We start from the raw sequence: 21,663 nt of genomic DNA on the forward strand, positions 1-21,663 counted from the left end.
CAGCTGAGCTATGGATGCATCGAGTTAATTCTTGTACAACGCAGGGTGCTGACAACTCACCATGAAAGGAACTGCTCGTTCACTCTTACTTCAGTTTTCCGAATGGTGCATCCAGGAGGATTCGAACCTCCGACCGCTCGGTTCGTAGCCGAGTACTCTATCCAGCTGAGCTATGGATGCATCGGAAATGGCGGTGAGGCGGGGATTCGAACCCCGGATGCAGCTTTTGACCGCATACTCCCTTAGCAGGGGAGCGCCTTCAGCCTCTCGGCCACCTCACCTTACGCGTTCTTCCGAACCGTGCTTCCGAACTTTTTTCTGCTCATCGGCACTGCGTGGCGCACATATTACTTTCCCGCACTTATAAGTCAAACAATTTTTCCCGACTTTTTCTGGATATCGTTCTGTTTGCACAAATGACGCGCAATTAGGATGTTTTGCCGACAAAAAGAGTGATTAATCAACAGCGAAAGCACGTTGCAGTTAACAAAATGGGAAGAAAGAAAATGAGGTTAAGGACGGAAAAAATGAAGATGGGGGGATAAAAGCGGTAGCGCCTCGCAGGATGCGAGGCGCTGAATCCGTTAGTAACTCGTTTGCTGAGTTTTTTCGGCCTGGATACGCTGATAGATTTCTTCGCGATGCACCGAAACTTCTTTAGGCGCATTAACGCCAATACGGACCTGGTTACCTTTAACACCCAGCACCGTTACAGTCACCTCATCGCCAATCATGAGGGTTTCACCAACTCGACGAGTTAGAATAAGCATTCTTTGCTCCTTGAAAGATTAAAAGAGTCGGGCCTGTTCGGTCTCCCGGCCATATCCATCATATAACGCTGAACAATGTCTATGACAAATACACCATTGTGCATCGCCACGCCAATACATTCTGCTGATAGTTAGTTTAGCCGAAATACACTACATCAACCGGACTTTGTCATTATCGGGTGCACACCGCGTTAAAAAGCGCCAGAACACGGGGGTTCTGGCGCTGCTCACGATGCTGAATTTTAATTCGTTACAGTCGGTTACTCACCCACTCCGACACGCCAGCCAGTGCGCCAGCCAGTGCCTCAGGGTTTGTACCACCCGCCTGTGCCATATCAGGACGACCGCCGCCTTTACCGCCAACCTGAGCGGCCAGTTCGCCGACCAGCTCACCCGCTTTGACGCGGTCAGTCAGGTCTTTAGTCACCCCAGCAATCAGGGAAACCTTACCTTCGGCAACAGTTGCCAGCACGATGATGGCCGAGCCGAGCTGATTCTTCAGGTCATCCATCATGGTGCGCAGCATCTTCGGCTCAACGTTGTTAAGCTCGCTGACCAGCAGTTTGGTACCTTTCACGTCCACTGCTTTACTGCTCAGCGAGGCACTCTCTTGCGCCGCTTGCTGATCGCGTAGCTGCTGCAGTTCTTTTTCCAGCGCGCGAACATGATCAACCAGACCGCGTACTTTCTCATTCAGATTACTGCTGTTGGCTTTAACCACTTGCGCAATTTCAGTTATCTGATCGCTCTGCGCATGCAGCTGAGCCATTGCGCCTTCACCCGTCAACGCTTCAATACGACGCACACCTGCCGCCGTGCCGGATTCAGACTGAATGCGGAACAGGCCAATGTCGCCAGTGCGCGCTGCGTGCGTACCGCCGCACAGCTCAACGGAGTATTCACCCATGCTGACCACACGCACACGCTGTTCATACTTCTCACCGAACAACGCCGTTGCGCCGCGCGCTTTGGCTTCATCCAGATCCATCACTTCAGTCTGGATGAGTAAATTGCGACGAATCTGGGTATTAACGATATCTTCAACAGTGCGAATCTGCTCTGGCTTCATCGCTTCGGTATGAGAGAAGTCGAAGCGCAGGTATTTATCGTTGTTGAGTGAGCCTTTCTGACCTACATGATCGCCCAATACTTCACGTAACGCTTCATGCATCAGATGTGTTGCGGAGTGGTTGAGAATAATACGCGCACGGCGCTCTTCATCCACTTGTGCATTGAGGCGGTCACCTACACGCAGCTCACCGCGGTTGAGCTTACCGATATGACCAAAGGCTTTGCCATATTTCTGTGTATCCTGGACGCTAAATTCAGCATTCTGCCCAGTCAGCACGCCGGTATCTCCCACCTGGCCACCTGACTCGCCATAGAATGGTGTTTGATCCAGAATCACTACCGCTTCCTGGCCAGCCGCGATCTGCTCAACTTGCTGACCGCCAACGAACAGCGCCTGCACGGTGCCTTCAGCCTGCATCTGGTCATAACCTTTGAAGTCAGTGGCAGCATCAAAGCGAATCACGCTATTGTAGTCCGCGCCAAAACCACTGGCCTCACGCGCACGCTGGCGCTGCTGTTCCATGGCTGTTTCGAAGCCCGCTTCATCAATCTTCAGATTGCGCTCGCGGCAGACGTCAGCCGTCAAATCGGCCGGGAAACCGAAGGTGTCATACAGACGGAAGACCGTTTCGCCATCCAGCGTATCGCCTTGCAGATTGGCCAACTCTTCATCCAGCAATGCCAGGCCGCGTTCCAGCGTCTTAGCGAACTGCTCTTCTTCATTTTTCAGAGCATTTTCAACATGCTTCTGCTGGCGTTTCAGGTCTTCACCGGCATCACCCATGACGTCGATCAATGGCGCAACCAGTTTGTAGAAGAAGGCTTCTTTAGCTCCCAACATATTGCCATGACGCACTGCACGACGAATGATACGGCGCAGCACGTAGCCACGGTTTTCATTCGATGGGATGACGCCATCAGCGATCAGGAATGCACAGGAACGGATGTGGTCAGCAATCACGCGCAACGATTTATTGTTGAGATCGGTTGCACCTGTGACCTGAGCCACAGCCTTGATCAGTTTGGCAAACAGATCGATTTCATAGTTGGAGTTAACATGCTGCAGTACCGCGGCGATACGCTCCAGACCCATACCGGTGTCAACAGACGGCTTCGGTAGAGGCTCCATGGTGCCGTCAGCCTGACGGTTGAACTGCATGAAAACGATGTTCCAGATCTCAATATAGCGATCGCCATCTTCTTCCGGGCTACCCGGCGGGCCACCCCAGATATGGTCGCCGTGATCGTAGAAAATTTCGGTGCACGGACCACAAGGGCCGGTATCACCCATCTGCCAGAAGTTGTCAGACGCGTAAGCGCTGCCTTTGTTATCGCCGATGCGAATAATACGTTCGCGCGGCACGCCGACATCGTTAGCCCAGATTTCGAAGGCTTCATCATCGGTTTCATAAACGGTGACCCACAGACGCTCTTTCGGCAGCTTGAACCACTGCTCACCCGTCAGCAGTTCCCAGGCATAAGCAATCGCTTCTTTCTTGAAGTAGTCGCCAAAGCTGAAGTTACCCAGCATTTCAAAGAAGGTGTGGTGACGAGCGGTGTAACCCACGTTCTCAAGATCGTTGTGCTTACCACCGGCGCGCACACAACGTTGAGAAGTAGTTGCGCGTGCATAATCGCGTTTATCCTGACCGAGGAAAACGTCTTTAAACTGCACCATTCCCGCATTGGTAAACAGCAACGTTGGGTCGTTGTTCGGTACGAGGGAGCTGCTGGCTACAACCTGATGTCCCTTGCTATGAAAAAAGTCGAGAAACGCTTGACGGATCTCAGCAGTGCTCTTGCTCATATAATTCCTGGAATCACGCTAACGAACGTTCCCTTTCGCGGGCAAACCACATCTGCAGGTTTACCGCTGATTGAGGAACAAAAAGTGGGAATAAGATAAATTTTCTTCAGTGGGAAGTAAAATCCCATCGCCTTTCAGTCGTCAATATTTCTAAAAACTGCCTGAATATCTTCCATCACAAAGCCTTTAGCCATTAAAAAGCGCTGTACCTTGCTTTTCTCAGCCCAGGTTTGCGGCAAAGGATCACCAAACTTACGCTTAGCCAAATCAGCCGCGCATTGGCTCCAGTCCACTTCAGTATCCATCATCGCCTGATTGATCTCATCGCGGCTGATGCCCTTCTGCTGTAATTCCATGCGCACGCGCTGTGAACCGTAACCTTTACGTGCGCGACTTTGGATAAAGCGTTCGGTGAAGCGCTGATCGTTGAGCCAGCCACTCTCCTGGCACCAGTCGAGCACCTTTTCCAGCAGCTCATCAGGTATCGGCACATTTTCTTCTTGCTTCAGATAAGCTGCACGCTGAGAAGAGAGCTGCAGCTTGCGCTTCAATTCGTCACGACTGTGGTCTCGCTGCGATAAGACACGCATGGCACGATCCAGCAAACGGGAAAATGTCGGCACCGAAGCCGTTGAAGGTGATGATGACATGAATTTGACCTTGTTCTGACTGTTGCGCAGGGTAAAGCAAGAAAACGATCAGGGGAAGTGTTGACGGGGAAAAGCAAACGGGAGCATCGCTGCTCCCGTGGGGGTAAATCTTAGAAATCTTCGTTGGTTTCGCTAGCTTCTTCGTAGTCATCAGCAGAAATTTCTGCTGCACCCGCTCCAGCCGTTGCACCCGTCAGCAGCAGATCGCGTAACTTCTTATCGATCTCGTTAGCAATCGCTGGGTTCTCTTTCAGGAAGTTGGTCGAGTTCGCTTTACCTTGACCAATCTTTTCGCCGTTGTAGCTGTACCACGCACCGGCTTTCTCAACCAGTTTGTGTTTCACGCCGAGATCCACCAGCTCGCCAAAGGTGTTGATGCCTTCACCGTACATAATCTGGAATTCAGCCTGCTTAAATGGCGCAGCGATTTTGTTCTTCACCACTTTTACGCGGGTTTCGCTACCGACCACTTCATCGCCCTCTTTAATCGCACCGATACGGCGGATATCAAGACGAACAGAAGCATAGAATTTCAGCGCGTTACCACCGGTGGTAGTTTCTGGGTTACCGAACATCACACCAATTTTCATACGAATCTGGTTGATGAAGATCAGCAGCGTGTTGGACTGCTTCAGGTTACCCGCTAACTTACGCATCGCCTGGCTCATCATACGTGCGGCCAGACCCATGTGCGAATCACCGATTTCACCTTCGATTTCCGCTTTCGGCGTCAGTGCCGCAACGGAGTCAACGATGATCACATCAACGGCACCGGAGCGTGCTAACGCATCACAAATCTCCAGCGCTTGCTCACCGGTGTCCGGCTGCGAACACAGCAGATTGTCGATATCAACGCCGAGTTTTTTGGCATACACCGGATCAAGCGCATGTTCAGCATCGATAAAGGCACAGGTTTTACCTTTACGCTGTGCAGCGGCAATCACCTGTAGCGTCAGCGTGGTTTTACCGGAAGATTCTGGTCCGTAGATCTCAACGATACGCCCCATCGGCAAGCCACCAGCCCCCAACGCGATATCCAGTGACAGTGAACCGGTTGAGATGGTTTCTACGTCCATTGAGCGGTCTTCACCCAGGCGCATGATCGAGCCTTTGCCAAATTGTTTCTCAATCTGGCCCAGCGCGGCAGCTAAAGCTTTCTGTTTGTTCTCGTCAATCGCCATTTCCACTCCTAATCATGCTGGGTAAGCCGACATCATTGTGTGCCTGCTCGTTCTGTTGCCGGTAATTATACTGTATGACCATACAGTATCAAGTTTAATTTGTCAGAAATTCATCAAGCAGTGTTTGCAGCGCCCAACTGACGGATTGCCGACGCACCGCGTCACGGTCTCCGGCAAAGATCTGCCGCTGCGCCAGAACACGATCGCCAGGTCCGACAATGGCAAACCACACGGTACCCACTGGCTTTTCTGCTGAACCGCCATCTGGCCCCGCAATCCCGCTCACAGCAATGCCAAACTCAGCAGCGGCGGCATTGCAGGCACCTTGAGCCATCTCACGCACAGTTTGCTCACTGACCGCGCCATACTGCGCCAGAGTCGCTGCCTGCACGCCCACCATCTGCTGTTTGGCTTCGTTGCTGTAGGTCACGAAACCCCGCTCAAACCAGGCAGAGCTGCCACTGACATCGGTAAACACTTTGGCAATCCAGCCACCGGTGCAGGATTCCGCCGCGGTCACCGTTGCCTTGCGTTTCTTCAGCTGTTCACCAATACGCTGGCTGAGCTGCTGCAACTGTTGGTCGTTCATCGCCTTCTCCTGTTTTGGCGCTGTGCGTTAGACATAAATGGTGCAACAGAGCGCCCTTTTCAACCTCTGTCACACCATTTTGCGTGCGCGCTTCCATGATACTAATGCGTTCTCACTGCCACCATAAATAAACGCGGGAAAGCCAGCAAAACCTGACCATTGCTGCGTGGGGGATAAGCCGGCATTAATGCATGATGATAGTCATGCAGAAAATCGGCCTGTTGCTGTTCAGTCAATCCGGCGAGGAAGGGACGCAAGCCCGTGGCACGGAGCCAGGTAATGATGGCCTGCGCATCGGCCATTGGGTGATAGTACGTGGTACGCCAGATATCCACCTGACAGCCTGCATCACTCAGCAAATCATAATATTGTTCCGTGCTTAGCAGGCGTTTGCGATCGGCGGCCTGTGGCGAGATATGTGCCTGCCAGCGTTCACTGGCCGCCACTTTACGCATCAAGCTGTGAGAGGCTTCATCAAGATTGTCCGGCATCTGTATCGCCAGAGCGCCACCGATATCCAGCTGTTCAACCAAATGCGGCAGCAGCGTGTGATGATCGGTTAGCCACTGCAGCGAAGCATTCGCATAGATGACCTGCTGTGGCTGGTTAGCCTGCCAGGTACGAATATCCGCCTGCAGAAAAGTGCAGGCAGGTAACCGCTCATGCGCTTGTTCCAGCATGGCTGCAGAGCTATCGATGCCTGTAATCACCGCGTCTGGCCACGCTTGCGCCAGCAGCTCAGTACTGTTGCCGGGACCGCATCCGAGGTCAGTTGCGAAATGCACGTCGGTTAGTGGAATACGTTCTAATAGTTCACGCGCAGGGCGCGTGCGTTCCGATTCAAATTGACGATACAGCTGTGGATTCCAGTCTTGCATGGCAACGCTCCTGTCTGGCTGAAGAGCATCACACTACCTGTTTTCTCAATCGCTAAGCGAAGAGAAAAGTGCGATGTCTCACCTTTTTACCCTTTTTCACTGGTTAATGTCAGTCACGATCACTAAGTTAAAACAAGGTTTCATTTTTAAAAATCAAGGATCGCGTTATGGCTGCACAACCTGAATTAACCGGCGTCTGGTGTCCTTCAGTTACCCCTTTCGATCAACATAATAAGCTCGATATTGATGCGCTGGGCCGCCACTTTGCGCGCCTGAACGCCTCGGGGATTGATACGCTGTTGTTGATGGGCAGTATCGGGGAGTTTGCTTCGCTGACCCAACAGGAACGGCTGATGCTGATTCGCGAAGCTCGTCAGCTTTCGCCACTGACCATGGTCGCGAATATCTCAAGTATCTGTATTCCCGACATGTTGCAGCTCGCTGAAGCTGCCTGGCAAAATGGTTATGACGCCGTGATGGTTTTGCCGCCCTATTACTATGGGCAAACGCAGAAACAGCTGTTGAGCTACTTTAAAGCACTGGATAAACAGTTAGGTGGCAAGTGGTTTGCCTACAACTTTCCGGCGCGCACCGGCTGCGATTTAACGCCGGCATTGGTGGCAGAATTAGCCGCTGAACTGCCGCAATTTATCGGCATTAAAGACACCATGGATTGTCTTTCACACAATCGAGCCCTGATTGAAGAAACCAAAAAGGTTCGCCCTGATTTCACCGTACTTTCAGGGTATGACGAATATCTTCTGCCCAATTTGCTGGCAGGCGGTGCCGGGGTGATTTCCGGCTTAAACAACATCGTACCGGAGTTGTTTGCCGAGGCGATGCACGCATGGCGAGCGGGAGAGTTAGCGCAGTTGGCACAGATTCAACAGCGTATTGGTAAGCTGATGGCGATTTACACCATCGGCGATGACTTTGTCACGACTATCAAAACCGCAGTGGCGCGCAAATATGATTCTATGGGCAGCCATTCACGTAATTATGGCGGCGAACTCACGGTTGAGCAGTGCGCAGAGCTGGATCGTTTGCTGATGTGATCACAATAAGGGACGGCCGGACAGCCGTCCTGTACTCAGTTCTTTTTCACAAACTCAGATTTGAGTTTCATCGGGCCAAAACCATCGATTTTGCAATCAATGTTGTGGTCGCCTTCAACCAGACGAATGCTTTTCACTTTGGTGCCAATCTTCAGGGTTGAAGAACTGCCTTTCACCTTGAGATCCTTGACCACGGTAACGCTGTCACCATCGGCCAGCAGATTGCCATTGGCATCCCGCACCACCAAACCCTCCGATGCTGCATCAGCACTCGGTGACCAGATATGGCCACAAGATGGGCAGTTCAGGTTCTCACCATCCTGCCAGGTATAATCAGCCTGACACACAGGGCAAGCAGGTAATGTTGTCATGAGCACTCCTCAGAAGTCGAAAGGCGGTGAAGATGGCACCGCAAAAGGGGCGCCATCTTATACCCTCACTCTTTATAAGGACAGCATTAAAGCATGTTGCCCTGACGCGCTTTCGCCACTGCCTGACCCAACTGCCATACCGCCATGGCATAGTGTGTGCTGTGGTTATAACGCGTGATGACATAGAAGTTAGGCAGGCCATACCAATATTGATAACTGGTGCCAAGATCAAGGCGCAGCAGACTCGCCTGGTCATTACCGTCCAGCGATCCTTGTGGCGTCAGGCCGCTCGCCATCAGCGTATTCACCGGATAAAGCGTTTTAAAGCCATTTTCCAGCGCAGGAGCCTGCCCGCTTGCCGGTACGGCAACATTCTGCCCTGCCCGCCAGCCGTGCTCTTTAAAGTAATTTGCTACGCTGCCAATCGCATCCACAGGATCCCACAAGTTAATGTGGCCATCACCATTGAAGTCGACCGCATACTCTTTATAGGAAGACGGCATAAACTGGCCGTACCCCATTGCGCCCGCAAAGGAACCGCGCAGATCCAGCGGATCATCCTGTTCAGTGCGCGCCATCAGCAGGAAGGTTTCCAGTTCGCTGCTGAAGTAAGCCGCGCGACGAGGATAGCTAAAGGATAAGGTGGCCAGCGCATCCAGTAGACGCGTTTTGCCCATCACCCGACCCCAACGTGTTTCCACGCCAATGATTCCGACGATGATCTCCGGCGGCACGCCATAAACCTGCTGAGCGCGTTGCAGAGCGTCCTGATATTGATCCCAGAATGCCACGCCATTTTGTACATTATCTGGCGTGATGAATTTATTGCGATAGCGGATCCAGGCACCGTTCGGCCCCGTCGGCGGCGTGTAGCTTGGCGCTTGTTGGTCCATCAGACGCAGCACGTAATCGAGACGCTTCGCCTGGCCGATCACCGCATGCAGTTGATCACGGTTAAAACCGTGTTTTGCCACCATTTGATCAATAAACTGCTCAGCCGCCGGATTCCCCGCGAAATCACCAAACATCGGCTGAACGGCGTGTGAAGGCTCCAGTAAGAAACCACCTTTTGGTGCAGGCACAACGGCGGTTTGCTGCTGGGTTGCAGGCTTACTGCTGCAGGCAGCAAGCAAGGCGATAAGTGGAAGAAAAGCAACCTTAAAACGCATTAGATATCCATAAGCCAGATGAAACCGGAAGCCAACATGGTAATCGTTCATCAAAGCGGGATACAGAGCAATATCTTAAATTTACGCCGCTTTTCCCTTGTTTCAGTGGGTTGCAGCGAAAATTTGCGGAACAGCTCCACACTTTATCTTTATCCCCCGATTTTACTTTTTACTGCTTATCGCAATTTGTTAAGGTCGGCAGCCAGAATCCATTGCGGGCGGATGATGCGCGCAGGGCAAAATGCTAATATCTGCGCCTTGGTTATCCGTCTGTGAGATAACGCACCACACTGGCCTGCTCATATCGGGCAGCCCTGATTGAACGAGTGAATTTTGAGCGAAAACGAGATGAAAGGAGCAGCGCAAATGGACTTTACTGGCCACACGCCCATGATGCAGCAATACCTGCGCCTGAAGGCTGACCATCCCGAAATCCTGCTGTTTTATCGCATGGGCGATTTTTACGAGCTGTTCTACGACGACGCCAGGCGAGCATCACAACTGCTGGAGATTTCACTCACGAAACGCGGCGCGTCAGCGGGTGAACCAATCCCGATGGCGGGCGTGCCCTACCATGCTGTTGAAGGTTATCTGGCAAAACTGGTCCAGCTCGGTGAATCCGTGGCGATCTGTGAACAGATTGGCGACCCGGCACTGAGCAAAGGACCGGTTGAGCGTAAAGTCGTGCGCATTGTGACGCCCGGCACCATCAGTGATGAAGCGCTGCTACAGGAGCGTCAGGACAATTTACTGGCGGCAATCTTCCAGAGCCAGCGCGGGTTTGGCTATGCCACCCTCGATATCAGTTCGGGGCGTTTTCGCCTGAGCGAACCGGTCGATCAGGAGACCATGGCGGCAGAACTCCAGCGCACTAATCCTGCCGAACTGCTCTATCCCGAAGATTTCCAGGCCATGGCGCTGATCGATCAGCGCCGTGGTCTGCGCCGTCGTCCGCTATGGGAATATGAAATCGACACCGCACGCCAGCAATTAAACCTGCAATTTGGCACGCGTGATCTCAGCGGCTTTGGTGTTGAACAGGCTCATCTGGCGCTACGTGCTGCAGGTTGTCTGCTTCAATATGTCAAGGATACCCAACGCACCTCCCTGCCACATATTCGCTCGTTAAGTATGGAGCGCCAGCAGGACAGCGTAATCATGGATGCAGCCACTCGCCGCAACCTGGAAATCACGCAAAATCTGGCCGGGGGTACCGAAAATACCCTGGCGGCAGTGTTGGATAAAACCGTGACCCCGATGGGCAGCCGTATGCTGAAGCGCTGGCTGCATATGCCACTGCGCGACGTCACCACCATCAGTCGTCGCCAGGAATCGATTGCCGAACTGCAATCCCTGAGTGAAGCACTGCAGCCGGTACTGCGCCAGGTGGGCGATTTGGAACGCATCCTGGCGCGTCTGGCACTGCGCACCGCGCGCCCGCGTGATTTAGCTCGCATGCGACATGCATTCCAGCAACTGCCGGAATTAAACCAGCAGCTGGAAGGTGTCGAGGCGACTCAACTGGTCAATTTGCGTTCGCAGATGGGTGAATTTACTGAATTGCGCGAGCTGCTGGAACAAGCCGTCATTGAATCCCCTCCCGTGCTGGTGCGTGACGGTGGTGTGATTGCACCCGGCTATAACGCTGAATTAGATGAATGGCGTGCGCTGGCCGACGGTGCCACTGATTATCTCGACCGACTGGAAATTCGCGAACGAGAGAAGCTAGGGCTGGATACTTTAAAGGTAGGTTTTAACGCGATTCATGGTTACTACATTCAGGTCAGCCGCGGCCAAAGTCACCTGGTGCCGATTCACTATGTACGCCGCCAGACGCTGAAGAACGCCGAACGCTACATCATTCCTGAATTGAAAGAGTACGAAGACAAAGTACTGACCTCGAAAGGGAAAGCGCTGGCGCTGGAAAAAGGACTGTACGAGGCGTTGCTCGACCGTCTTCTGCCACACCTTGAAGCACTGCAGATCAGCGCGGCGGCACTGGCTGAACTGGATGTGCTGACTAACCTGGCAGAGCGTGCCTGGACACTGAATTACTGCCGCCCGGTGTTGCAGGAAAAAGCGGGCATTCGCATCACCGCAGGCCGCCATCCGGTCGTGGAACAGGTCCTGAAAGAGCCGTTTATTGCTAACCCGCTATCGTTGTCAAATCAACGACGCATGCTGATCATCACCGGCCCCAATATGGGCGGTAAAAGTACTTACATGCGTCAGACTGCATTGATTGCGCTGATGGCGTGGATTGGCAGCTATGTGCCAGCCGAAGAAACCATAATGGGTCCCATCGATCGCATCTTTACTCGCGTCGGTGCGGCTGATGACCTGGCGTCTGGACGGTCAACCTTTATGGTTGAGATGACGGAAACGGCCAACATCCTGCACAACGCCACGGAGAACAGCCTGGTGTTGATGGATGAAATCGGTCGCGGCACATCGACCTACGATGGGCTGTCGCTGGCATGGGCTTGTGCGGAGAGTCTGGCAAACCGCATCAAAGCAATGACGCTGTTTGCCACCCACTACTTCGAACTGACGACCCTGCCGGAAAAAATGGAAGGCGTAGTGAATGTGCATCTTGATGCCATGGAGCATGGCGATACCATTGCATTTATGCACAGCGTACAAGATGGCGCAGCCAGCAAAAGTTATGGTTTAGCCGTTGCTGCGTTAGCGGGCGTGCCGAAAGACGTGATCAAACGTGCGCGCAACAAGCTGAAAGAGCTGGAAGCGCTCTCCGGCAGTTCAGCGGCATCCACTGTAGAAGGGTCGCAAATGCAGCTGCTGGTGGCAGAAACATCGCCAGCCGTAGACGCGCTGGAAGCATTGGACCCGGATAGCCTCACGCCAAAACAGGCGCTGGAGTGGATTTACCGCCTTAAAACTTTGGTTTAGTTCGCTTCTGATGATCGGCGGGTAATGACGCCGCTCATTAGCGTAACGGCCTGATAATGCACATAAAAAAACGGTGACCCAGGGGTCACCGTTTTTTATTGCCGGTTACAGCTTATCCGCGAAACAGTGCTTCAATGTTGAGGCCCTGAGTCTGCAGGATTTCACGCAGACGACGCAGACCTTCAACCTGAATCTGACGGACGCGCTCACGGGTCAACCCGATTTCACGGCCCACATCTTCCAACGTTGCCGCTTCATAGCCTAACAGGCCGAAACGACGCGCTAGCACTTCACGCTGCTTGGCATTCAATTCAAACAACCACTTAACGATGCTTTGTTTCATATCATCGTCCTGCGTGGTGTCTTCCGGGCCGTTGTCTTTTTCATCGGCCAGGATATCCAGCAGCGCTTTTTCGGAATCTCCACCCAGCGGTGTGTCAACCGAGGTAATACGCTCGTTGAGACGCAGCATACGGCTTACATCATCAACCGGCTTGTCTAACTGCTCGGCAATCTCTTCAGCACTCGGCTCATGATCAAGCTTGTGCGAAAGTTCGCGCGCGGTACGCAGATAAACATTCAACTCTTTAACGATGTGGATCGGCAGACGAATAGTACGGGTTTGATTCATGATCGCCCGTTCAATAGTCTGACGAATCCACCAGGTGGCGTATGTTGAGAAACGGAACCCACGTTCTGGGTCAAACTTCTCCACGGCACGAATCAGGCCGAGATTACCCTCTTCAATCAGATCCAGCAGTGCGAGACCACGATTGCTATAACGACGGGCAATTTTCACCACCAGGCGTAAATTACTTTCAATCATGCGGCGGCGAGAAGGAATGTCACCACGTAGTGCACGACGAGCGAAGAACACTTCTTCTTCCGCCGTCAGTAGTGGAGAGTAACCGATCTCACCAAGGTAAAGCTGCGTCGCATCCAAAACGCGTTGCGTCGCACCCTGTGACAACAGCTCTTCTTCAGCTACTTCGTTATCACCAGGTTCGTTCTCAACGAGAGCCTTCTCATCAAAAACCTCAGCTCCGTTCTCCTCGAATTCCGCATCTTCATGTAACTCGTTAACTTTCAGCGTATTCTGGTTCATAAGCGGCTCCTACCCGTGATCCAAGGGCAGAACACCTAAGGTTCTGCCGGATTATCGCTGCGGTAAATAACGCAACGGGTTTACGGATTTCCCCTTGTAACGAATTTCAAAATGTAATCTAACCGAACTGGTTCCGGTACTACCCATGGTAGCGATTTTTTGCCCCGCCTTAACTTCCTGTTGTTCCCGGACCAGCATGGAATCGTTATGGGCGTAAGCACTCAGATAATCATCATTGTGTTTGATGATGATTAAATTACCGTACCCACGGAGCGCGTTGCCTGCGTATACCACCCTTCCTGAAGCAGTGGCGACAACAGGTTGTCCACGCGAACCGGCGATATCGATCCCTTTGTTTCCGCCTTCCGCAGCGGAGAAGTTATCGATGATCTTCCCATCAGTCGGCCAACGCCAGCTTCCCACTGGGGTTGTGCTGTTAGTCGTGCTGCTGACTGTAGGCGGTGCGGTAACCGGAGCTGTGGTCGTTGCCACATTATTTGCTCCTTTCGACGGCAGCATTTTACCGCCTGTCGAACCCGAATCATCAGAATACGTAATAACAGGTTGCTGTGCAACAGGGGCAGATTTAATTTGCGTCTGGTTGGATGCAACCGGCACCCCGCCCTGCGTGGCGTCCGCTGCGGTTATCGCATTGCCACCGGTGATGGTCTGGCCATTACCGTTGCCAACCTGCAGCACTTGCCCGGCTTCCAGGCCATACGGGGCCGCGACGTTGTTGCGTTGCGCCAGATCGCGGAAGTCATTGCCGGTAATCCAGGCAATATAAAACAGGGTATCGCCACGTTTGACGGTATAGGTCTCACCACCGTAACTACCTTTAGGAATATTCCCATAATTACGGTTGTACACGATACGACCATTTTGCGTGACAACATTATTATTGCCACTAACCATTCCACCGGAGGGTGCAGCCGATGGTGTACCGCCGCTTAACATTCCGCCGTGTGGCATGGCGGGTACGGTACTGTTCTGCGATGAGAGCATGCCACCGCTGCTGGGTGCAGACGTCATGCCGCCGCCTGAGGACATCATACCGCTGTCCCCGCCGCCGCCAATCTGGCTAATCGGAGCCTGCGTGTTGTCGCCTGAGCTACAGCCCGCCAGCCAAAAACCTACCAGTGAAAGTGCCGCCAAACGGCGTAATTGAAATACTGTGCTTCCCGTGCTCATTGATCCCCCGTTATGGCAAACCTGGATGTAACTGTGTCGTGGATGTGACCGCATTATTCACTGCGCAACAGGCGAAATACGGTCTTTCACATTGATTAACAAGGATAGTAACAATATCAACTGCGCCATGCCATGTAACAGTTGTGAAGATTTACGTAGCAATGGCTCAGGCCAGATCGCCCTGAACTAACGGCACAAAGCGGACGGGTTCGATGATTTCTTCAATTAATTCATCACCCTGGCGATGTAAACGCTTTAAGACCTGCTGATCTTCGCCTACTGGCAGCACCATTTTGCCACCCTCACCTAATTGCGCTATCAGCGCAGTCGGAATTTCAGGGGGGGCGGCGGTGACAATGATGGCATCAAACGGGCCACGCGCTGCCCAGCCTTGCCAGCCGTCGCCATGGCGCGTCGAAATATTGTGCAGGTCGAGTTGTTTCAGGCGGCGCTTGGCCTGCCACTGCAACCCTTTGATGCGTTCCACGGAATAAACGTGATTAACAAGATGGGCCAGAATAGCGGTCTGATAGCCCGAACCAGTGCCAATTTCCAGCACGCGAGATTCCGGGTTCAGTTCAAGTAACGCGGTCATCCGCGCCACCATGTAGGGCTGTGAAATCGTCTGCCCACTGCCAATCGGCAGCGCAACGTTTTCCCAGGCTTTATGTTCAAACGCCTCATCGATAAAGCGTTCACGCGGGACATCGGCGATGGCTTTAAGCAGGTGCTCATCGTGAATTCCCTGGGCACGCAGCTGCTCTAACAGCGTTTCGATGCGGCGGTTCACCATGCCAGATTTACCTCAGCCTCGATTAACCAGTCGCGTAATACTTCTTGTGCCGCATGTGCAGTGAGATCGACATGCAGTGCCGTTAGCGACACATAACCTGCATCCACCGCCGCGAAATCGGTATCGGGGCCCGCATCCAGTTGATCCCCCGGTGGACCAATCCAGTACAGCGTATGGCCGCGCGGATCTTCCGTGCAAATCACCTGATCGGCAGGATGACGGCTGCCACAGCGTGTCACACGAAAACCTTTGATTTCCGATAGCGGTAGATCAGGCACGTTGATATTCAGGATACGCCCGGTGCGCAGCGGTGCACGGGACAGCGCACGCAGCAGTGTGCAGGTCACTGCCGCTGCGGTGGCATAGTGTTGATGGCCATTGAGTGAAACCGCCAGCGCGGGCAGTCCGAGATGGCGCCCTTCCATTGCGGCGGCCACGGTGCCAGAGTAAATCACGTCATCACCCAGATTGGGGCCGGCGTTGATCCCTGAAACCACAATATCCGGACGTGGCTGCATCAGTTTGTTAACCCCGAGAAACACACAATCCGTCGGCGTACCCATCTGTACGGCGATGTCACCATTCTCATGGGTAAAAGTACGCAGCGGGGTTTCTAACGTCAGGGAATTTGATGCGCCACTTCGATTGCGATCGGGCGCGACAACCTGCACCTCCGCAAACTCACGCAGTGCGCGAGCCAGCGTCTGAATGCCGGGGGCATGAATTCCATCGTCGTTGCTGAGCAATATCCGCATCTGTTCCTGACCTTTGTTCATTCAACTGGCCCTCAACTCGCCTGGCATCCGTTGTTAGGGTGCCGAATAAAGAAGATCTGGCGAGACGAAGATGTTTGCATTCTAGCGGTGAGGCGCGGGAAGTGGTAGGCGTAAATCACGGAACTTCCGGCGTTTGCCGCAACATTACGCAGCCGGAGTAAAGATTTACCCGGCGTTAAGGCCGGGTAAAGTGGGGTTATTCCTCGCTGATAGGCGCAGCGGCACCGTTACTCAGCAGTTCGCGCACCACGCTGGTGGCAAAACTCCCGGCTGGCAGCCAAAACTGCATCTCGAGCGTCACGTCATCCCACCAGTTCCAGCGCAGATCTTTCGGCACCACCAGCATAGCGCGGCGTGCCGCATCGACGCGTTCACGCTCCAGCAGCGCCAGCAAATCCGCAGCAGGTGCGAGATTAGCCTGCTCAAAGGCCAGCGCGTCTCCCTGGGGGCCCAGCTCACCTCGCCCGGCGAGCGGCGCGGTGATGCGCAATTCATGATGATTCACACGCTGCTGCAATTCCGCCAACTCTTCCGCCCGCGCCACAAACCAGCTGCCGCGTCCGGCCAGCTGCAGCGCATCGCCCGCCTGCACCTGATCCAACACGCCATCACGCTGCAACCGCGCACTGGTGACCTGATTAAACAGCTGGCTGCGCGCAGCGGACAGCAAAATACCTTTCATGCTGCGATCGCGCGGGCGGAACTTATCTTCTGCCCACAATTTTGCCTGCGTCAGGTTATTACCGCCGCGGCCAAAGCGTTGTTCACCAAAGTAGTTAGGCACGCCGCTTTGCTGGATATGCTGCAAGCGCGCTTTCACTTCAGCGCGATCCGAAATCTGACGCACAACCAAGCGGAACGCATTACCTGCTAGCGCGCCAGTGCGCAATTTGCGCTTATGGCGGATCACCTGCAAAATTTCCACCCCTTCCAGCTGGAAACCGGCCAAATTCGGCATCGCGTTACCCGGCACGCGGAAACACAGCGTCTGCTCGGTCACCGCATGGCGGTCTTTCATTCCGGCATAGCTCATATCACGTTGATGCACGCCGAGGAATTTCGCGATTGCTTCAGCGACAAAGCGCGTATTGCAACCGATCTTGCGGATGCGCACTAGCACCTGCTCGCCTTCGCCATCATAGGGATAGCCGAGGTCTTCAATCACCACGAAATCTTCGGGATTGGCCTTGATCACGGCGGTGGCGCTCGGAACGCCGTGCAGGTAAAGCAGTTCGCTCATACTTAATCGGCCTTCACCAGCAGCGCCACGGCTTCACAGGCAATGCCTTCGCCACGGCCGGTAAATCCGAGCTTCTCGGTCGTGGTCGCTTTGACGTTGACATCATCCATATGGCAGCCCAGATCTTCGGCGATGTTGACGCGCATCTGCGGCACATGCGGCAGCATTTTCGGCGCTTGCGCGATGATGGTCACGTCGACGTTACCAATGCGATAACCTTTCTGCTGGATGCGACGCCAGGCTTCACGCAGCAAGCCACGGCTGTCCGCCCCTTTGAAGGCGGGATCGGTGTCCGGGAATAGCTTACCGATATCGCCCATCGCCACCGCGCCGAGCAGTGCATCCGTTAATGCATGCAGCGCCACATCGCCATCTGAATGGGCAATAAAACCGTGTTCGAAGGGAATACGCACCCCGCCAATCACTAACGGACCTTCGCCGCCAAAAGCGTGAACGTCAAAACCGTGACCGATACGCATCATGCGCTCTCCTTTAACTGAATCTGGGTTAGATAGAAGGCCGCCAGCGCCAGGTCTTCTGGCCGCGTCACCTTAATGTTGTCGCTGCGTCCGCTAACGAGCTCTGGATGATAGCCGCAATATTCCAGCGCCGACGCTTCATCGGTAATGGTAGCGCCTTCATGAAGTGCACGCGTTAAACACGCCGTCAGCAGCTGATGCGGGAAAAATTGTGGCGTAAGTGCGTGCCAAAGATCTTCGCGTTCAACGGTATGCGCAATCGCCGCTTTACCGGGTTCAGCACGCTTCATGGTGTCACGCACCGGTGCCGCCAGAATCGCCCCGACTTTGCTGTGCTCACGAACCGCCAGCAGGCGCGCCAGGTCATCCGGGTGTAAGCATGGCCGCGCGGCATCGTGCACCAGTACCCATTCGCTATGTTGAATTGCCTGCAAACCTGCCAGCACCGACTCCGCACGCGTGTCGCCACCTGTCACGCGCAGTACGCGCGAATCCTGCGCCAATGGCAGCGAATCAAACCAGCCATCATCAGGACTGATGGGCACGATCACTTGTTTAACGGCTGGATGAGCCAGCAAGCGCGCAACGCTGTGTTCAAGAAGGGTAAATTGACCAATGGTCAGATACTGTTTTGGGCAGGCAGCCTGCATACGGCTGCCCACGCCTGCGGCAGGCACCACGGCAATCACATCCGCAAGGGAAGAGAGGTTGTTCATGGTTTATCGTTGTTGATTTTGCGCAGCTTGTTGCGCGTTACGTTTATTCTGGTCTGGCACCAGACGATAGAAAGTCTCACCGGGCTTAATCATACCCAGTTCATTACGTGCACGTTCCTCAATTGCTTCTGAACCGCCATTGAGGTCATCAATTTCGGCAAACAACTGATCGTTACGTGCTTTGAGTTTGGCGTTATTCGCCTGTTGCGACGCGACGTCTTCATTGACGCGCGTATAGTCATGAATACCGTTCTTACCCAGCCACAAGGAATATTGGAGCCATCCCAGCAGCACGAGCAACAGTAACGTCAGTTTTCCCATCCCCGCCCCCTGAAAAACGGCCCAATCATCCCATAACTTCGCACAGGACTCCACAGTGACAGTGAAAATGCCAGCAGCAGACGATTGTCTGTACAAAAAACGGCAAGGCTAAAAGCGGGACGGCAGGTAAAGTTTTGTAACCTGCCGATGCGTTTGCACATCAGGATCGGACTACCAACCCGAGAGAAATGAGAACAGCAGCCAAAACAGGCAGACAACAACAATCGCGGTGATCACCCCACTCCAGACCAAGCGCCCACGAATCATTAAGCTCAGCACGATGCCAATCAGCACCGAAACCGGTAACAGCGCGAGGAAGAAAGGCCAGGTGTAGAGAAAGAAGAACAGCGTATTGGAGCCGTAGAGCATGAACGGAATCGCCAGCGCGCACCAGTACGAGAGAAAGCCAATCACGCCGCCCGGTAATGATGAGCGAGACTCATCCGGGGTGCGTTCATCTTTACGTGCCAGCATGGGGGTAACGTTCTGCATAGAGATCCTGTTGACGCTTAAACGCGGCAAACCTGATGAGATTTGCCGCTGTCGGTTCAGGATCTGATGATATCGCGGTGACGCAGGAGGTCTAACAATTGGGCACTCAGTTTTGTAACCAATTGTTCGCCATCAAGATGGATTTCCGGCGCGTCTGGCGCCTCATAAACACTGTCGATACCGGTAAAATTACGCAGCTCACCGGCTCGGGCTTTTTTGTACAAACCTTTGGGATCGCGCGCTTCACACACGGCCAGCGGCGTATCGACAAACACCTCGATAAACTGCCCGGTACCAAGCAAGTCACGCACCATCTGACGCTCCGCGCGATGCGGCGAAATAAAGGCGGTTAATACCACTAAACCGGCATCCACCATCAGTTTCGCCACTTCTCCTACGCGCCGGATGTTCTCTTTACGATCGTCATCACTGAAGCCGAGGTCACGGCACAGGCCGTGACGCACGTTATCGCCATCCAGCAGATAGGTGCTGACGCCAGCACGATGCAGCGCCTGCTCCAGCGCACCGGCCACCGTGGATTTTCCCGAGCCTGATAACCCGGTAAACCACAGCACCACGCCTTGATGGCCGTGCTGCTGTTCCCGCTCTTCTCGGGTGACCGGATGGTCATGCCACACCACGTTTTCGTCGTGTTGGGCCATTACTTGCCACCCAGCAGGTCGCGCGCATTCCAGTGTGGGAAATGACGACGCACCAGTGCATTCAACTCAAGCTCAAATTCACTGTATTGACCGGCTTGCCCACGCACATCAGTCAGCGGTTGATTGATCATCCCCGCACCGACCGTGACATTGCTCAGGCGATCGATAAAGATCATGCCGCCCGTGACCGGGTTCTGGCGATACGCATCCAGTACCATCGGCTCATCAAACGTGATCTCGACCAGGCCGATACCGTTCAGCGGCAGGCTTTCCACCGCACGTTTTTCCAGCGTGTTGATCTCCACCTGGTGAATGATGTTTTCCACGCGGCCGCGCGCTTTTTTACCGGCAATCTTCACTTCATAGCTTTGACCCGGCTGTAGCGGCTGTTCTGCCATCCATACCACGTCAACCGTGGCAGATTGCACCGCTTGCAACTCAGCAGCGGCATCGACCAACAGGTCGCCACGGCTGATGTCGATCTCATCTTTCAGCACCAGCGTAATGGCTTCACCCGCTGCCGCTTCCTGCAAATCACCGTCAAAAGTCACAATGCGCGAAATCGTTGATTCGACGCCGGATGGCAGCACTTTCACGCGCTGTCCCACCTGCACCGTGCCTGATGCCAGCGTACCGGCATAACCACGGAAATCGAGGTTTGGACGGTTCACATACTGCACCGGGAAGCGCATCGGCTGATGATCCACCACGCGGTTCAGTTCCACGGTTTCCAGCACGTCAAGCAGCGTCGGGCCGCTGTACCATGGCATGGTCACACTTGGCGTCGCCACGTTATCGCCTTCCAGCGCAGACATCGGCACAAAGCGAATATCGAGATCTTCCGGCAGCTGACCAGCAAAATCGAGGTAAGACTGTTTGATCTGTTCAAAAGTCTCTTGCTTGTAATCCACCAAATCCATCTTGTTGATGGCGACGACCAAATGCTTGATACCCAGCAGCGTCGAGATAAAGCTGTGACGACGAGTCTGATCCAGCACGCCTTTGCGCGCATCGATCAGCAGAATCGCCAGATCACAAGTGGATGCGCCGGTCGCCATGTTACGGGTGTACTGCTCATGTCCCGGCGTATCCGCGATGATGAATTTGCGTTTCTCGGTGGAGAAGTAGCGATACGCCACGTCGATGGTGATGCCCTGCTCACGCTCAGCCTGCAGGCCATCCACCAGCAGCGCCAGATCGAGTTTCTCGCCCTGGGTGCCGTGACGCTTGCTGTCGTTGTGCAGCGAAGAGAGCTGATCTTCATAAATCTGACGGGTATCGTGCAGCAGGCGACCAATCAGCGTACTTTTGCCGTCGTCGACGCTACCGCAGGTCAGGAAACGCAGCAGGCTTTTGTGTTGTTGCGCGGTCAGCCAGGCTTCGACTCCGCCCTGATCGGCAATCTGTTGTGCAATTACGGTATTCATCTGCGTCTCC

21 protein-coding genes and 2 tRNA genes are annotated in these 21,663 nt (G+C 53.9%); 2 read left to right on the forward strand and 21 right to left on the reverse strand.

Going from position 1 to position 21,663, the window contains the following annotated elements; translation table 11 throughout:
* Nucleotides 1-103: 103 nt before the first annotated feature.
* The 8 genes from VH86_RS17910 to tam all read right to left on the reverse strand — a co-directional run bounded on the left by VH86_RS17910 (nt 104) and on the right by tam (nt 6,946).
* Nucleotides 104-180, reverse strand: a tRNA-Arg gene (locus VH86_RS17910).
* Between the two features lie 8 nt (nt 181-188).
* Nucleotides 189-281, reverse strand: a tRNA-Ser gene (locus VH86_RS17915).
* Nucleotides 282-584: 303 nt separating this feature from the next.
* The gene (gene csrA / locus VH86_RS17920; protein ID WP_004155916.1) at nt 585-770 is read right to left on the reverse strand and encodes a carbon storage regulator CsrA; all 186 of its coding nucleotides are present in this window, start codon (nt 768-770) and stop codon (nt 585-587) included.
* Between the two features lie 250 nt (nt 771-1,020).
* The gene (alaS, locus tag VH86_RS17925) at nt 1,021-3,648 is read right to left on the reverse strand and encodes an alanine--tRNA ligase (RefSeq protein ID WP_045833693.1); all 2,628 of its coding nucleotides are present in this window, start codon (nt 3,646-3,648) and stop codon (nt 1,021-1,023) included.
* Nucleotides 3,649-3,782: 134 nt separating this feature from the next.
* Nucleotides 3,783-4,298, reverse strand: coding sequence for a regulatory protein RecX (locus VH86_RS17930; RefSeq protein ID WP_231647285.1), 516 nt, complete (start codon nt 4,296-4,298; stop codon nt 3,783-3,785).
* A 110-nt stretch (nt 4,299-4,408) separates the two neighbouring features.
* Nucleotides 4,409-5,479, reverse strand: a complete 1,071-nt coding sequence (gene recA / locus VH86_RS17935) for a recombinase RecA (RefSeq protein ID WP_034822205.1) — start codon at nt 5,477-5,479, stop codon at nt 4,409-4,411.
* A 94-nt stretch (nt 5,480-5,573) separates the two neighbouring features.
* Complete coding sequence (gene pncC / locus VH86_RS17940; protein WP_045833695.1) at nt 5,574-6,068, reverse strand: nicotinamide-nucleotide amidase; 495 nt, start codon at nt 6,066-6,068, stop codon at nt 5,574-5,576.
* A 101-nt stretch (nt 6,069-6,169) separates the two neighbouring features.
* Nucleotides 6,170-6,946, reverse strand: a complete 777-nt coding sequence (gene tam, locus VH86_RS17945) for a trans-aconitate 2-methyltransferase (protein WP_045816440.1) — start codon at nt 6,944-6,946, stop codon at nt 6,170-6,172.
* Between the two features lie 167 nt (nt 6,947-7,113).
* Between tam and VH86_RS17950 the strand changes: the two genes are divergently transcribed.
* Nucleotides 7,114-8,001: a dihydrodipicolinate synthase family protein gene (locus VH86_RS17950; RefSeq protein WP_045833696.1), complete on the forward strand. Its 888-nt coding sequence runs from the start codon at nt 7,114-7,116 to the stop codon at nt 7,999-8,001.
* 35 nt (nt 8,002-8,036) lie between these two features.
* Here the strand turns inward: VH86_RS17950 and VH86_RS17955 are convergent, their stop codons facing one another.
* Both VH86_RS17955 and mltB read right to left on the reverse strand, forming a co-directional pair.
* Nucleotides 8,037-8,372: a zinc ribbon domain-containing protein YjdM gene (locus VH86_RS17955; protein ID WP_038645217.1), complete on the reverse strand. Its 336-nt coding sequence runs from the start codon at nt 8,370-8,372 to the stop codon at nt 8,037-8,039.
* Between the two features lie 86 nt (nt 8,373-8,458).
* Complete coding sequence (gene mltB, locus VH86_RS17960) at nt 8,459-9,541, reverse strand: lytic murein transglycosylase B (RefSeq protein ID WP_038645215.1); 1,083 nt, start codon at nt 9,539-9,541, stop codon at nt 8,459-8,461.
* Between the two features lie 348 nt (nt 9,542-9,889).
* Between mltB and mutS the strand changes: the two genes are divergently transcribed.
* On the forward strand, nt 9,890-12,451 hold the full coding sequence (gene mutS, locus VH86_RS17965; protein ID WP_072050622.1) for a DNA mismatch repair protein MutS: 2,562 nt from the start codon (nt 9,890-9,892) through the stop codon (nt 12,449-12,451).
* Nucleotides 12,452-12,563: 112 nt separating this feature from the next.
* Here the strand turns inward: mutS and rpoS are convergent, their stop codons facing one another.
* From rpoS to cysN, 11 genes are all read right to left on the reverse strand, one after another.
* Entirely contained in the window at nt 12,564-13,556 is a 993-nt protein-coding gene (gene rpoS, locus VH86_RS17970; protein WP_045833698.1) for an RNA polymerase sigma factor RpoS, read from the reverse strand.
* Between the two features lie 51 nt (nt 13,557-13,607).
* Nucleotides 13,608-14,747: a murein hydrolase activator NlpD gene (nlpD, locus tag VH86_RS17975; RefSeq protein ID WP_038645172.1), complete on the reverse strand. Its 1,140-nt coding sequence runs from the start codon at nt 14,745-14,747 to the stop codon at nt 13,608-13,610.
* A gap of 166 nt (nt 14,748-14,913) precedes the next feature.
* Nucleotides 14,914-15,540 carry a protein-L-isoaspartate(D-aspartate) O-methyltransferase gene (locus VH86_RS17980; RefSeq protein ID WP_038645170.1) on the reverse strand — a complete coding sequence of 209 codons (627 nt, stop codon included), beginning with the start codon at nt 15,538-15,540 and terminating at the stop codon, nt 14,914-14,916.
* Nucleotides 15,534-16,295 (reverse strand): 5'/3'-nucleotidase SurE, encoded by a 762-nt coding sequence (gene surE, locus VH86_RS17985; protein ID WP_038649911.1) that lies wholly within the window; start codon nt 16,293-16,295, stop codon nt 15,534-15,536. Before surE ends, VH86_RS17980 begins: the two co-directional genes overlap by 7 nt.
* Nucleotides 16,296-16,512: 217 nt before the next feature.
* Nucleotides 16,513-17,556: a tRNA pseudouridine(13) synthase TruD gene (gene truD / locus VH86_RS17990; RefSeq protein ID WP_045833699.1), complete on the reverse strand. Its 1,044-nt coding sequence runs from the start codon at nt 17,554-17,556 to the stop codon at nt 16,513-16,515.
* A 2-nt stretch (nt 17,557-17,558) separates the two neighbouring features.
* Nucleotides 17,559-18,035 carry a 2-C-methyl-D-erythritol 2,4-cyclodiphosphate synthase gene (gene ispF / locus VH86_RS17995; RefSeq protein WP_045816453.1) on the reverse strand — a complete coding sequence of 159 codons (477 nt, stop codon included), beginning with the start codon at nt 18,033-18,035 and terminating at the stop codon, nt 17,559-17,561.
* Entirely contained in the window at nt 18,035-18,751 is a 717-nt protein-coding gene (gene ispD, locus VH86_RS18000; protein ID WP_045833700.1) for a 2-C-methyl-D-erythritol 4-phosphate cytidylyltransferase, read from the reverse strand. The genes ispF and ispD overlap by 1 nt, the downstream gene beginning before the upstream one ends.
* A 3-nt stretch (nt 18,752-18,754) precedes the next feature.
* Nucleotides 18,755-19,072: a cell division protein FtsB gene (ftsB, locus tag VH86_RS18005; RefSeq protein WP_007893240.1), complete on the reverse strand. Its 318-nt coding sequence runs from the start codon at nt 19,070-19,072 to the stop codon at nt 18,755-18,757.
* Nucleotides 19,073-19,243: 171 nt separating this feature from the next.
* Nucleotides 19,244-19,564 carry a DUF3561 family protein gene (locus tag VH86_RS18010; RefSeq protein ID WP_038645163.1) on the reverse strand — a complete coding sequence of 107 codons (321 nt, stop codon included), beginning with the start codon at nt 19,562-19,564 and terminating at the stop codon, nt 19,244-19,246.
* 56 nt (nt 19,565-19,620) lie between these two features.
* Nucleotides 19,621-20,226, reverse strand: a complete 606-nt coding sequence (gene cysC / locus VH86_RS18015) for an adenylyl-sulfate kinase (protein ID WP_034823004.1) — start codon at nt 20,224-20,226, stop codon at nt 19,621-19,623.
* Nucleotides 20,226-21,653: a sulfate adenylyltransferase subunit CysN gene (gene cysN, locus VH86_RS18020; protein WP_045833701.1), complete on the reverse strand. Its 1,428-nt coding sequence runs from the start codon at nt 21,651-21,653 to the stop codon at nt 20,226-20,228. The genes cysC and cysN overlap by 1 nt, the downstream gene beginning before the upstream one ends.
* Nucleotides 21,654-21,663: the final 10 nt, after the last annotated feature.

It is taken from the genome of Pantoea sp. BL1 (assembly GCF_000963985.1).
Classification (GTDB): Bacteria; Pseudomonadota; Gammaproteobacteria; order Enterobacterales; family Enterobacteriaceae; genus Pantoea; species Pantoea rwandensis_B.